The sequence below is a fragment of the Thermodesulfobacteriota bacterium genome, assembly GCA_036482575.1.
GTDB lineage: Bacteria > Desulfobacterota > GWC2-55-46 > GWC2-55-46 > JAUVFY01 > JAZGJJ01.
Window position 1 is genome coordinate 1 of record JAZGJJ010000122.1, and the last position, 13,152, is coordinate 13,152.

The following is a 13,152-nucleotide window of genomic DNA, read 5'->3' on the forward strand; positions in this document are numbered from 1 at the left end:
CGACCTTGACAACGACGTCCTTAAAGACGAAGAGTTCTATCTCGCCTGCATCCTCCTGGTACTGGGCCTCGATAACCTTATTCATGCCGAACCTCTTCTCGGCGGCCTTGACCATGGCGGTCTCCAGCGCCTCGATAAGGACGTTCTTGTCTATACCCTTGTCCTTCTCGACCTGATCGATTATGTGGGACAAATTCAAAGACATCACCATACTCCTCCGACGGTCATATCACCGCCTCGCACCTTGCCCTGTCGATATTGGATAACTCTATCTCCAGCCGCCTGCCCTCGGTGTCGGTTAAGGCGACCATGCCACCCTCGATACCATCGATGGTGGCCTTGAAATTCTTCCTGCCCTCTATGGGGAGCTTCGTCCTTATGCGGACCTTAAGGCCCACGGCACGAAGAAAGTCCCCCTCTTTCAAGAGCGGCCTGTCAAGGCCCGGAGAGGAGACCTCCAGCGAGTAGCTCCCCTGGACCGGGTCCTCCACGTCGAGAAACGTCCCGAACTCGCGGCTCACGCGGCTACAGTCATCCACGGTCACCCCGCCGGGCTTGTCTATTAGAAGCCGCACTATGCGCCGGCCGCTCTCCGTGGTGTAGAGCGCGTCCACAAGCTCAATGCCCATACCTTCGACAAGCGGTCCGGCCAGGGCCCTCAGCGTTTCTTCCAAATCCCTCGTCCCCAAAGAACACCTCCACCCCTCACCCCGTACCCCTTACCCCCAAACAAAGAAAGTGGGCAAATGCCCACTTTTTTAAAGAGGCTTAATTGTTAATAAATTTAGCACATGCCCCAACGGATTGCAAGCGCAAATTTAGCACCATGATGGTGCTTCACTTTCTGAACGGCCGTTAGTGGCACCGGGCATGAAAAAGGCTTATTTACACACAATACCTTACGCTACCTTTAGCTCTTGTAGGGTACGTCTCGTCCCGCCGATGACCTCGGACGCCCCCCGCTCGCTTACGGCCCCTTAATGCGCTCAAGGGCCCGGCGTGCGTCCTCGTCCCCGGGCTCAAGCTCAAGCGTCTTCCCGTACTCCAGTGCGGCCTCCCCCGTTAAACCCTTTGCCTCGTAAGCAGCCCCGAGGTTGAAGTACAGGCCCGCATGGTCGGGGGCCCTGTCCAGAGCCTTCCTGTACTCCCCTATGGCCTCGTCCAGACGGCCCAGGCCGTAATAGGCGGTGCCGAGGTTGCTCCGGGCCTTCACGTGGTCGGGCCTTAACTCTATGGCCCTCCTGTACTCCCCCATGGCCTCGTCTACCCGACCCATGCCGTAATATACGGCACCTAGGTTATTGTAAGCGTCCGCGTAGCCCGTATCTATCCGCAGTGCCATCTTGTAGTTCGTTATGGCGCCGTCCATATTGCCCATGGCCGCATAGGCGATCCCTATATCGTAATAGACCTGCGGCGTACCGGGCCTGGCCGCCAGGGATTTGCGGTACTCCTCTATGGCCTTCGTATACTCACCACGCTCACTGTATTGGCCTCCCAGGTTGGTGTGCGGCCTCGCCTTGCCGGGACTCTTGCCCACAACGTCTGCCCAGACGGTGAAGCCGTCCTTCCAGACGAAGTTCCTCTTGAAGGCGGTGGCGCCGAGGGGAACTATAGTTAGAAGCAAGAGCAGGCAGATATAGACGAAGGAAAACTCTACTCTCCCTCCCTTCATTCTCATGGCGTCAAGGGGCGAGGACGACCTCCCCGCCTACCCGTCCCGGCTTCGGCGTCCGGGGGGGTGTCCGGGGCAGGGGGGGCGGGAGCCGGGACACACCCGCGCCCTTAAGCCCTCCGGAGAGATCCAGCGCCACTTCGCCCCCGAGTGGAGCGGGCCTGAAATCCACTTCCCAGTTGTCCACGTCTATCGGTATCACCCCGGCGGACTTAACCGACCCGTCTTCGGTGAAGACTACCCTGGCGATTATGCCCTCCGGCCCCTTAAGGCTATAGGAGCCGAAGACGAAGTTCCCGAGGCTGTAGAGTATAAGCCCGTCGTTGTAGAACTCGGCCCCCTGGACCACGTGCGGGTGGTGTCCGAGGACGAGCCGCGCGCCGCTGTCTATGGCGGTATGCGCCAGTTCCCTCTGGTAGTCCTTGGGCTCCTTAAGGCCCTCCTCACTCCAGTGGAACGATACGATAACGATATCCGCCTCCCCGGCCGCCTTCCTCACATCCGCCCTTACATGCTCCGGCCGGCCGTAGGCCGTCCCGGGGGAGCGCTTCCCCGCGTAGAACTCCTCGGGGAGCGTATTGGAGTAGGCGAGGACCGCCACCTTAACGCCCTTTATCTCCACGACTGCAGGTCTTCTCGCCTCTTCGAGGGTTCGGCCCGCGCCGCCGTGGGCTATCCCGAGACCGTCGAGACGGGCCATAGTGTCGCCGAGCCCGGCGGCGCCGTAGTCCATTATGTGGTTATTGGCCAACGTCGCGACGTCGACCCCCCCGGCCTTGAGCGCCTCCGCCGCCCCGGCGCCCGCCTTGAAAACATACTCCTTCTCCATAAACGCCTTTTCCCTTTCGGTAAGCGGGGATTCGAGGTTCACGATAACCATATCGCCCTCCCCGAAAATATCGGCGGTAAAGGCGAACGGGTAGGACGGGCCGTTCCTCTCGATAAAAGGCGCGGCCCTGCCGCCGAGGTACACATCCCCCGCGGCTATGACCGTTATCTCCTCCGCCGGCACCAGAGCGGGGACGAGCGTAAAAACCAGAGACAAAAGAAACTTTCTCATCGTTCGATTCTATCCCATAGACCGGGAGATTGTCAAACAGGCACGATAATTCGGTTACCGGTTTCCGGTTATCGGTTTTCTGTCTTTCACGGACAACTGGTAACTGAAAACCGGTACTGTCTCTTATTCCGTGCGGCAGCACTATTTCGACTTGTAGAGGCCGGGCGTCTTTGGTATACTTCGGGATAATTAATCGACCGCACGGAAACGGAGCGCAAGGGATGAAGCTGAAGATACCGGCCGGGGTAAAGGACATAAAAAAGATAAAGATACACTACGTCGACCCGGACGTGCACGAGCAGAAGGGGCTCTTCGGGAGTGGCTGCTACGAGAGCGACTGCGACGACGTATGCTGCGAGTACGGCTGCGACGTGGACCTGGGGAGCCTGAAACTCATACACAGGTACCGCCATCTTATAGAGCCCATCATAAAGGCGAAGATAGAGGACTGTTTCTCGACCGAGATCAAGGCCGACACCGACTACATCGGCGGGGCCTTCCGGGAGACGGCCGTCAGGGAGAGCGACGAGCGGTGCGCGTTCCACCTGATAGGCAAGCAGGGCTGTTCGCTTTTCTATCTCTGGAGGACAAAGGGGCTCACCAAGAGGCTGGTCCCGACCATCTGCAGGTCTTATCCCATAACCTGGCACCGGGGGAGGCTCTTCGTAGACAGGCCTCTCAGGAGGAGTTGCAAATGCATGGAGGCCGCCCCCGGGGGTGAAAAGGTCCCCTCCCTCTTCCAGACCCAGGCAAGGGAGATAAGGGCTCTCTTCGATATTCAGGAAAGAAAGAGGAAGAAGAAGAAGAAGACACCGCGCCGGAAGGCCGCTAAAAGGGCCTGAGGGGCCCACCCTCCATCCCCCATCCCCCCCCGCCAGCGAACCGCCTTACTCCACTATCTTGACTTCCATCTCCACCCGCACGTTCGGGAGGTCGTTACTGCCCCGCGGCAGGTTCACGATCTTATCGACGACCTCCATCCCGCTCACCACCTGGCCGAAGACCGTATACTGCTTATCGAGGAAGGTCGAGTCCTTCACGACTATGAAGAACTGCGAGCCGGCGCTGTTGGGGTCCTGGCTCCTGGCCATACTCACGATGCCGCGCTTGTGGGATATCTCGTTGAACTCCGCCTTAACGTTGTGCCCCGGCCCGCCCATGCCGTAGCTGGACTTGTTGGTCCCCTTGGTGTTCGGGTCGCCGCCTTGGATCATGAAGCCCGGTATTATGCGGTGGAACAGGGTGCCGTCGTAAAAGCCGTCTTTCGAGAGCTTAACGAAGTTCTTAACATGGTTCGGCGCCGCGTCGGGAAAGAACTTTATCTCTATCTCCCCGTACTGTGTCTTTATTACCGCCTTTACCTCTTTGGTTTCTTCCACTCTCTTCTCCTCGGCCTGCGCACCCGGCGTTGCCGCGAAGACAAACACCGCGGCGGCAAGCACAAAAGTTTTTAGAAAACCCATCGGGACCCTACCTCCTTATTTCCTTTTTATTTCCCTTATTTCCTTTTTATTTCCAAACGTTGCCCTTAAAACTGCCACATCGTCGCCTAAAAGTCAACCTCTCGGCCTAAAAGAAAAGGCCGACTTGCGTCGGCCCTCATAACCCCGATCTTTACGGCCTGTCAAAGTATCTCGACCTCCAACATGGCGTCGTCAGCCGGTATGCCCGAGGCGGGGGACACAAGCTCCTTGACCTTCTCCGAGACCTCCCTGTAGTCCGGGTCTCTCTCGTGCACGGTATTGAACATATCCACCGCCTCTCCCACCCTGCCGGCGGCCTCGTAGGCGAGAGCGAGCTCGTACATCACGCCGTTCATCTCCTCTTCGCTCCTGCCCTGGGTCTTAAGGGCCTTCAAGTAATGGCCTATGGCCTCATCCGGGGCCCCCTCCGAAGTCTCGCAGAGCCCGAGCCTCGTGTAGCAATCGAACTCGAGCGCCGAGTCCTTCATGGCTATCTTGAACTCGTTTATCGCCTCGCTGAAGAGCTCCATTTCCATATAGGCTATACCCAGGTTATAGTGGGTCTCCGTGTCTTCCCTGCTGAGCTGCTTGCCCATACCGTCCTTGAACTCCTCGGCGGCATGGTCCGACTCCCCTTCCGCCCAAGGGGCGATGAAGCCCTCGAGGGCGTCCTCCAGCCCGAGTTCCGAGGCGAGGTCCACGAAGCCGCCGTCATCCCCGCGCCCCCCCCCCTCGCCGCCCTCCTCTTTCTCGGGATAGACCTCCATGAGATCCTCCACCACGACCTCCTTCAACTCCTCGAGCTCGTCAACGGGCTCTATCTCCTCGGCATCGTCGATAACCGGCAACTCCTCGTCCTCGTCGAGCTCGACCTTGAACTCCTCTTCCTCGGCCTCCACCTCCACGGACGGCTCTTCCTCTATAACCTCCACCGCTTCCTCTTCGGCCGTCGGCTCCTCGATCTCGACCTTAAGCTCCTCTTCCCCGGCTGTCTCCGCCGCCTGCTCGGGCCCGGGCATCGGCTCCTCGACTGCCGGGACTTCGGCCTCCACCTCTATAGCTGGAACAGACACTTCCTCTATAACCTCTATCGCTTCCTCTTCTGTGACCTCTATAGCCGGCTCCTCGGGCGGGGCCGGGGCCGGAGGTGGAGGGGGGGGTGGGGGGGCCGCCTTCTCGGGAGCCAGGATCCCACCGGCAATCTTAAGCTCGCGGAGGGTGGTGTCGATAACATCGGCCCCGGGGTTCACCTTGAGGATCTCCTCGCACAGGGCCATCGCCTTTTCATTCTCTTTATTATCCTTGTAGATATCGACGAGGTCGCTCCCGTACTTCGAAAGGTTCTCACCGTCGGCCTTCTTCTTATAGACCTCTACGAGCCCCTCCACCACCTTGAGCTCCTTCGGGTAACTGTCGTATATCCCGCCGTACACCTTCTCGGCCTTGTCAATCTTGTTCTGCTTGAAAAGTTTATCGAACGCCCAGGAGTATTCAACGAGGGCGTCCTCCTTAAAATCCATCCCGAGGTAGGCGTCGGCGAGTTTCAGCCTAACGCCGACGTTCTCCTTATCGAGCTCCACCATCTTCTTTATCAGGTCGAGCGCGTCGGTCTTCCTGGCCTTCTTCTCGTAAACGGCGAGGATGAAGCTGTACTCCCTTATGGCGTCCACGATGAGGCGCTGCTTTATGTACAGGTCGGCGAGCTTGTTGTGGAGCTCGAGCGAGGAATCGTCGAGCTTGAGCATCTGCTTGTAGACCGCTATGGCCTTCAGGTAAAAACCCTTCTGGGTATGGACCTTGGCGACCTCGGTATACTCCTTCAGGGCCTCTTCCTTGTTGCCGGTCTTTACGTTGAGGTCCCCGAGCCTGAGCCTCGTGGAGACATCAGCGGGGTCCAGCTTCATCACGGCCTGATACTCGATTATAGCCTTGTCGAGCTGGCCTTTCTGGATGAACTTCTGGGCCTTCTCTACGAGTTTTTCCTTCTTAGCCATACGCCTGGTTCGAATCCTTTCCGTTGGGGAGCATGGCGCCGCTCGTCCACTCCTCCGTAGCGTACCGTTCCCTTACAAGCTTATCCTTCAACTGCTTCTCCCAGTCGGTAAGCGTACCCGGCCTTAACGAGATATCGAGTCCTTCCTCCAACCGGGCCGTTAACGCCTCCCGGAACTCCTCCACCTTCACCCGGCCGAAGGCCCCTACCCAGGCCATCCCCCGAAGCGCCTCCTCGCCGAAAAACTCCGTGATGAGTTCGCTGTCCACATCGAAGAGTATCGAGCCGTGTTGGAGAAACGCCTCTTTAAAACGCCTCTGGGAGCTTCCGACGAGCTTTCTGCCGTCTACAACCACTTCATCCCTCGAAGGGGCATGGTAGCAAGACCACTTGTGGCCGCCCGGAGGCCGTGAGTTGCCGGCCCCGCATAGCCCCGCCTCTATCCCCACGTCCTTGAGCGCGTACACGATACATCCGCTTATCGCGAGGTAGGCGCCACGGATACCCCCGGCAAATAGCGGATTGGAGCTGCCGCACACCACCGAATAGGTAAGCTCCATGTGGTGCAACACGGCACGCCCGCCGGTTATGCGCCTTACGACCGGAAGCCCGTTTGAACCCCCGGGCAAAGACCTCTGCCGGTAGCCGATCGATACCGTCGGCTCCTTCCAGCCGTAGAGCCTCACCGTAGGCAGGGAACGCCCCTGCCTGGCGGCCGTTAGCACGGCCTCGTCCGTGGCCATGTTCTCCAGCCCGCCTGCGGGCTGGTCCACGAGAAGTCTCCACTCTTTCATGGCTTTGCCTCTCTCCCCCACACTACCCCTTACCCTTTCAAAAATACCGCCCCCCCCGAGGGGACAGTTCCAATTGTTACATTTTACTGGAATCTTGACAAAAAGTCTATATCTATATTTCCGGCTATAAAATCGTGGTCTTTCATTATATCGATAAGCAGCGGTATATTGGTCTTGACCCCTTCTATATGGAACTCATCGAGGGCCATTGACATCTTCGCTATGGCCCCCTCCCTGGTGCCGGCATGTACTATGAGCTTTGCCAGGAGCGGGTCGTAAAAGCTCGGGACCGTATAGTTGCAGTATATGGCGGTATCCACCCTCACCCCGGGGCCGCCGGGGACATAGAGGGCGGTAATCTCTCCCGGGCAGGGTACGAACGTCCGTGGGTCTTCCGCGTTTATCCTGCACTCTATGCTGTGCCCGTTAAAGGCCACATTCTTCTGCCTGATATTGAACTTCTCTCCCGCGGCGATCCTTATCTGCTCCTTTATAAGGTCCATGCCCGTGACCATCTCGGTCACCGGGTGCTCGACCTGGATGCGGGTATTCATCTCCATGAAGTAAAAGTTCTTGTCCTTATCCATCAGGAACTCGACCGTACCCATGTTGGCATAGCCTATGGCCTTTGCCATCTTGACCGCGGCCTCACCCATCCTGTGCCTGAGCTTGTCGTCGACCGCGGGCGAGGGCGACTCCTCCACTATCTTCTGGTGGCGGCGTTGGATCGAGCACTCCCTCTCCCCGAGGTGCACCACGTTTCCGTGCTCGTCCGCCATAATCTGTATCTCTATGTGCCGGGGCCTGTCGCAGTAACGCTCGATAAAGACCTCGCCGTCACCGAAGACTTCAAGCGCCTCGCTCCTGGCCATATGGAAGGCGCTGCCGAGGGAGGCCTGGGTGTGTACGAGCTTCATCCCCCTGCCTCCGCCGCCGCTCGAGGCCTTTATGATTACGGGAAAACCTATCTTCTTCGATACCTCCAGGGCCTCCTTCTCGTCGGTTACGGCGCCGTTGCTCCACGGCAGCACGGGCACCCTCGCCTTCTCGGCCTCCCTTTTGGCCTCGATCTTGTTGCCCATAAGGCGAATGGTGGCCGAGGAAGGGCCGATGAACTTTATACCGCAGTTCTCGCACACCTCCGCGAACTCCGCGTTCTCGGCCAGAAAGCCGTAGCCGGGGTGTACCGCCTCGGCGTCGGCGACCTCCATGGAGCTTATAAGCGATGACACGTTCAGATAGCTCGCGGAGAGCTTGGCCGGCCCTATGCATATCGCGCCGTCCGCGACCCTGGTATGCAGCGATGACTTGTCCGTATCCGAAAAGACCGCAACGGTGCGTATGCCCATCTCCTTGCAGGCCCTCATAATCCTGACGGCTATCTCTCCCCTGTTGGCGACAAGTATCTGGTTGAACACAAAACTCTCCTTAAGGACAGTTTAAAAAGTTTAAGCAGTCTAAGAAGTTTAAGAAGTTAGAACCCTCAATTCTTTGAACTTCTTAAACTTTTTCAACTATTTAAACTCTTCCCTTTCGACTATACTTCTATGTAAAAGATGGGTTCTCCGTACTCGACGGGCTGCCCGTTCTCGACAAGGATGGAGGCGACCTTCCCGGTGTACTCGGACTCCACCTCGTTCAGCGTCTTCATGGCCTCTATGAGGCAGAGCACCTGCCCGGCCTTGACCGGACTGCCCGTCTCCGCGAACGGGGGCGCCTCCGGCGAGGGGGCCCTGTAAAAGGTGCCGACCATGGGGGAGGTAACGACCTTGAGGTTTTCCATGTTTACCTCTTTCGCCTCCCCGGCGGTCTCTCTCTCCTGAGGGGGTAGGGGGGGGGAAGCCCGGAGCTCGACGGGGGGCTCAAAGCCGCCCCTCTTAATCCTCACCCTCCCGCGGGAGTCCTCGACCTCGAGCTCCGCTATGTCGGTCCCCCTTAGGAACCTGTATATGGCCTTTATATCCTTCATGTCCATAGTAAAACCCCTTATAGAACGGACTTGAGCTCGGCCGGAGATTCCGTAAGAAGCTCGCAGCCGTCGCTTGTAACCAGCACCATGTCCTCGATCCTGACCCCCCCCCAACCCGGTATATAGACGCCCGGCTCCACGGTGAAGACCATCCCCTCTTCCAGAACGTCCTTGCTCCGTGAACCTATGGCCGGTCCCTCGTGTACGTCGAGCCCCACGCCGTGGCCCGTGCCGTGGCCGAACCGTTTACCGTAGCCGGCCTTCCTTATGCAGTCCCTGGCCGCCCTGTCGACCTCGGAAGCCCTTACTCCGGGCCTTACCTTTTCTATGGCCCTCTGATGGGCCGCCCTGACGAGCCCGTATATCTTCTTCTGCCTCGCCGTGGGCTTCCCGACGGCGTAGGTATGGGTCTGGTCGGAGCAGTAACCGCCGACGACCACCCCCATGTCGACTATAACAAGCTCTCCGCTTTTAACCTTCTTCGTCGAAGGCCTGCCGTGCGGGAGCGCCCCCCTCGGCCCCGAGGCCACGAGCATGGGGAATGAAAACCCGTCCGCCCCGGCCTTTTTGACCACCCTCTCCACGGCCGAAGCCGTCCCCTTCTCGGTGCCTCCGGCGGCAAGCCTCTTCCGTGCCTCTTTAAAGCCGGGGGCCGCGGCCTCTATGGCCCCGCGTATGGCCTTTATCTCGGAGGCGTCCTTTACCGCCCTCCCCTTCTCGACCGCGCCCGTAAGCGGCTTGAGCCTTACCCCGGATAGCGCCTTCCTGATATGCCGGAAGGTGGCATAGCTCACCGAGCCCCCCTCAAATCCAAGGCTCTTGATGCCGCGGGCCTTTACGAGGCTCGCCACGTCGGCAACGGCGCTGCGGGCGTAGACCTTCACCCCGAACCCCTTCACCTCGGCCCTTGCCTGGAGTCCGTACCTCGAGTCGATAAAAAGCCGCCCGCCTCGCGCGGTTACGAGGAGGTAGGCGCTTGAGCCGGTAAAAGCCGAAAGGTACCTTATGTTGCTAAGGTTGGTTACAAGGAGGGCGTCCACCTTTGAATCTTCGAACCCGGCCCGGACCTCACCGACCCTCCCGCGGATAGTCCTTCCCGTAGCGATAAGCCTCAGAGCTCCGTCCCGGCCTTGCTCGCGGCCTTCTTTAAAAAATACCTGCCCTTACCGGTATTCCCGCTCGGGGTCAGGATAAAGGCAATGAAGTACTCGGGCGTTATAAGGCGCAAGAGTACCTTCGTGCCGTGCGAGGCTATGTCTATCTCCTCCACCTCCCCCAGCTTCAATATCTCCGAGGCCTTATTGACCTCGCCGAGGATCTTCCCGTATTCGACGCTTATGGCCTCCAGGTCGCAGGCGGCCCCTTCCTTTATGTAGTCTTGTACGGAGATGCCGTCCATGCCCACGATAGCCCCGGCATAGCCGCCCTTTACCCCGTCCACCATCCACTTCAATATCTCATGAAATCCCATTCTTCCTCCGCTCTCCGCTCCTCCGCCCGGCAAGGGCCTTGAGCCTGTCGACCCGCTCCGAGAGGAGCATATTCCCCGGGTCGGAATCGGAAAGTATCTTGTATATCATAAGCGCGTCCTCCATCTGCCCCTGCTTCTCGAGAAGCTCGGCCATGGTTGCGGTGAAGAAAACGTCGTCAGAAGGCCGTACCCTTGCCTTACCCATTGCACCCCCGGCCGAAGACGAAAACCCGCGCCCGACCCGCCGGCCGCGACCCGGCCGCAGGAACCACTTCCAGATTATTATTGAATAGCACCCGGTAAGTCAAGAATAAAGCGTCCTGGCATGGCGCCTACGCGGCCCTGCCGCTTAAAAAACCCCTTATATCCTCCTCGGACACCTCTCTTAACTCGACCTCGCCGACCCCGGATACGAGCACAAATCTCATCCGCCCGGCACGCACCTTCTTGTCCAGGCGCATGGCCGGGATCAGAACGTCGGGTGCCAAGCCGGGAGGCTCGACGGGAATCCCCATGGACTCCAGGACTTTCTCTATCCTCCGCCCCGTACCCCCGGCGCAGAGCCCGAGACTCTCGGAGAGGCCGGCGGCCATGACCATGCCCATGGATACCGCCTCGCCGTGCTTGAAGGTCATGTAGCCGGTTGCCGCCTCTATTGCGTGGCCGAAGGTATGGCCGAAGTTAAGTATGCTCCTGAGTCCCTTCTCCGTCTCGTCGGCGGCCACGACCTCGGCCTTTATCTCGCAGGAGCGCTCGATGGCCTTTACTATATCGTCCCCGCCGTTCCCACCGGGCCCGGCGTCACATGACGCGGCGAGGGAAGCCGCCTTCTCCTCTAAGAAGCGAAAGAACGCCTCGTCGCGAATGACCCCGTACTTGACGACCTCGGCAAGTCCCGCCTTGACCTCCCTCGGGTCAAGGCTCTTCAAGACGTCCGGGTCTATAAAGACGGCCGACGGCTGGTAGAAGGCCCCTATGAGGTTTTTTCCTTCCGGGTGGTTCACCCCGGTTTTGCCCCCGACGGAGCTGTCGACCTGTGAAAGCAGTGTCGTTGGTATCTGTATATACGGGACGCCCCTCAGGTAGGTGGCCGCCACAAAGCCCGTTATATCGCCTATGACCCCGCCTCCGAGGGCCAGGAGTGGAAAACCCCTCTCCATCCTGCTCTCTATAAGACGGTCGTACAGCTTCGATATCTCGGCGAGGTTTTTATACTCCTCTCCGTCGGGGAGCTCGATTGTGAGGACTTCGAAGCCGGCCCCCTCGAGGCTGCTCCTGACCCTCTCGGCGTAGAGCCCGCCCACGCGCGGGTTCGTGACCAGCGCGCACCTCGTGCCGAAGCCGAGAGAGGCAAGGCGCGGACCTATCTCACGGAGAAGCCCTCTCTTTATCTCTATCGTATAGGAACGCTCGCCGAGAGCGACCTCTATAGCCCCCACTCGTCCCCCCACTCACCCTTCTTTTCCGCTGCGGTCTCCGGCATCTGCGGCAGCGTCTCCGGCAATTTTGGCACCGGAGAGAAAACTCTCTATCCTCCCGGCGACCTCCTCTATACCCTTATCCCCGGTATCCAGGACGAGCTCCGCCTGCCCGTATACAGGCTCTCTCTCCTTCAGGAGCCTCCCGACGGCCTCCTCCCTGCTCTCCCCGGAAAGGAGCGGCCTCTCGTCCCCCGGGCCTATCCTCTCGACTATCACCTCGACCGGAGCGGTAAGGCATACGACGGTACCCCAGCCCTTAAGCGCCCGCCTGTTCTCCTCATCGACCACCGCCCCGCCGCCGGTCGAAAGCACGACCCCGTCCATGGTCGATACGGCTTTCTTTATCGCCTCTTTCTCAAGCTCCCGGAAACGGGGTTCGCCAAGGCCGGCGAATATCTCCTTTACGGACATACCTGCCGCATCCTCTATGAGGTCGTCGGTATCGACAAATTCGAGCGCCAGCCTCTCCGCCAGCCGCCTGCCGACCGAACTCTTGCCCGTACCCATAAAACCTGTGAGCACCACGTTCATTCCCTGCTCAAAAACTTCTTATCTGCTTCAAGTAGCCCCTGTGGTTCCTCTTTATCTCTTTCATCGAATCCCCGCCGAACTTCTCGATGAAACTCCGGGCCACCTCGAAGGCCACGACCGCCTCCCCTATGACCGCAGCGGCCGGCACGGCACACACGTCCGACCTCTCGATGGTGGCCTTGAAAGCCTTCTTGGTCTTTATGTCGACCGACCTCAAGGGCTTGTAGAGGGTGGGGATCGGTTTCATGGCGGCCCTCAAGACCAGCGGCTCGCCGTTGGAGGTCCCTCCCTCTATGCCTCCCGCGTTGTTGGTCTTCCTGTAAAAGCCCTTTCCGGCGTTATAGAATATCTCGTCATGCACCTTTGAGCCGGGGAGCCTGCTTACGGCGAAGCCCGTTCCGACCTCCACCCCCTTTATGGCCTGGATGCTCACAAGGGCGGCGGCGAGTCTCGCGTCGAGCTTCCTGTCCCACTGCGTATGGCTCCCCAGCCCCGGCGGTACGCCCGTTACCACGACCTCGAAGGTGCCTCCGAGGCTGTCGCCCCTTTTGCGCGCGAGGTCTATTTTTCTTTTCATCCTGGCCGAGGCCGCGGCTGAGGGACAGCGCACGTCCGAGCGCTCCGCCCTCTTGAAGAGTGTCTCCGGGTTACCTCCCCCCCTTCCGGGCGACCACCGCTCCCCGCCTATCTCCACCACCCAACTCACGACCTCTAT

16 protein-coding genes are annotated in these 13,152 nt (G+C 59.3%); 1 reads left to right on the top strand and 15 read right to left on the bottom strand.

Annotated elements, in window-relative coordinates; genetic code table 11:
- The 4 genes from V3W31_05505 to V3W31_05520 form a co-directional block, all read right to left on the bottom strand.
- Positions 1-205 (bottom strand): NusA N-terminal domain-containing protein (locus V3W31_05505; GenBank protein MEE9614396.1); only part of this gene is annotated, 205 nt, incomplete at its 3' end.
- A 19-nt stretch (positions 206-224) separates the two neighbouring features.
- Positions 225-674, bottom strand: coding sequence for a ribosome maturation factor RimP (gene rimP, locus V3W31_05510; GenBank protein ID MEE9614397.1), 450 nt, complete (start codon positions 672-674; stop codon positions 225-227).
- A 293-nt stretch (positions 675-967) separates the two neighbouring features.
- Entirely contained in the window at positions 968-1,675 is a 708-nt protein-coding gene (locus tag V3W31_05515; protein ID MEE9614398.1) for a tetratricopeptide repeat protein, read from the bottom strand.
- A 10-nt stretch (positions 1,676-1,685) separates the two neighbouring features.
- Entirely contained in the window at positions 1,686-2,735 is a 1,050-nt protein-coding gene (locus V3W31_05520; protein ID MEE9614399.1) for a CapA family protein, read from the bottom strand.
- 221 nt (positions 2,736-2,956) lie between these two features.
- Here V3W31_05520 and V3W31_05525 point away from each other — a divergent pair, with 221 nt between their 5' ends.
- A complete protein-coding gene (locus V3W31_05525) occupies positions 2,957-3,577 on the top strand; it encodes a hypothetical protein (GenBank protein ID MEE9614400.1) in 621 nt (206 codons plus the stop codon).
- A gap of 45 nt (positions 3,578-3,622) precedes the next feature.
- Here the strand turns inward: V3W31_05525 and V3W31_05530 are convergent, their stop codons facing one another.
- The 11 genes from V3W31_05530 to aroC all read right to left on the bottom strand — a co-directional run.
- Positions 3,623-4,198 carry a peptidylprolyl isomerase gene (locus V3W31_05530; protein MEE9614401.1) on the bottom strand — a complete coding sequence of 192 codons (576 nt, stop codon included), beginning with the start codon at positions 4,196-4,198 and terminating at the stop codon, positions 3,623-3,625.
- A gap of 161 nt (positions 4,199-4,359) precedes the next feature.
- Positions 4,360-6,192, bottom strand: a complete 1,833-nt coding sequence (locus V3W31_05535) for a tetratricopeptide repeat protein (protein MEE9614402.1) — start codon at positions 6,190-6,192, stop codon at positions 4,360-4,362.
- On the bottom strand, positions 6,185-6,985 hold the full coding sequence (locus V3W31_05540; protein MEE9614403.1) for a biotin/lipoate A/B protein ligase family protein: 801 nt from the start codon (positions 6,983-6,985) through the stop codon (positions 6,185-6,187). Before V3W31_05540 ends, V3W31_05535 begins: the two co-directional genes overlap by 8 nt.
- Before the next feature lie 83 nt (positions 6,986-7,068).
- Positions 7,069-8,403 (bottom strand): acetyl-CoA carboxylase biotin carboxylase subunit, encoded by a 1,335-nt coding sequence (gene accC / locus V3W31_05545; protein MEE9614404.1) that lies wholly within the window; start codon positions 8,401-8,403, stop codon positions 7,069-7,071.
- Between the two features lie 119 nt (positions 8,404-8,522).
- The gene (gene accB, locus V3W31_05550; GenBank protein ID MEE9614405.1) at positions 8,523-8,960 is read right to left on the bottom strand and encodes an acetyl-CoA carboxylase biotin carboxyl carrier protein; all 438 of its coding nucleotides are present in this window, start codon (positions 8,958-8,960) and stop codon (positions 8,523-8,525) included.
- 11 nt (positions 8,961-8,971) lie between these two features.
- Entirely contained in the window at positions 8,972-10,069 is a 1,098-nt protein-coding gene (locus tag V3W31_05555) for a Xaa-Pro peptidase family protein (GenBank protein ID MEE9614406.1), read from the bottom strand.
- The gene (locus V3W31_05560) at positions 10,066-10,425 is read right to left on the bottom strand and encodes a roadblock/LC7 domain-containing protein (GenBank protein ID MEE9614407.1); all 360 of its coding nucleotides are present in this window, start codon (positions 10,423-10,425) and stop codon (positions 10,066-10,068) included. The genes V3W31_05555 and V3W31_05560 overlap by 4 nt, the downstream gene beginning before the upstream one ends.
- A complete protein-coding gene (locus tag V3W31_05565; GenBank protein ID MEE9614408.1) occupies positions 10,412-10,630 on the bottom strand; it encodes a hypothetical protein in 219 nt (72 codons plus the stop codon). Before V3W31_05565 ends, V3W31_05560 begins: the two co-directional genes overlap by 14 nt.
- A 127-nt stretch (positions 10,631-10,757) precedes the next feature.
- Positions 10,758-11,876 (bottom strand): 3-dehydroquinate synthase, encoded by a 1,119-nt coding sequence (aroB, locus tag V3W31_05570; protein ID MEE9614409.1) that lies wholly within the window; start codon positions 11,874-11,876, stop codon positions 10,758-10,760.
- Positions 11,877-12,437, bottom strand: coding sequence for a shikimate kinase (locus V3W31_05575; GenBank protein MEE9614410.1), 561 nt, complete (start codon positions 12,435-12,437; stop codon positions 11,877-11,879). It lies immediately after the preceding gene.
- A gap of 7 nt (positions 12,438-12,444) precedes the next feature.
- Positions 12,445-13,152, bottom strand: a 708-nt coding sequence (aroC, locus tag V3W31_05580) for a chorismate synthase (GenBank protein ID MEE9614411.1), incomplete at its 5' end; no start/stop codon positions are given.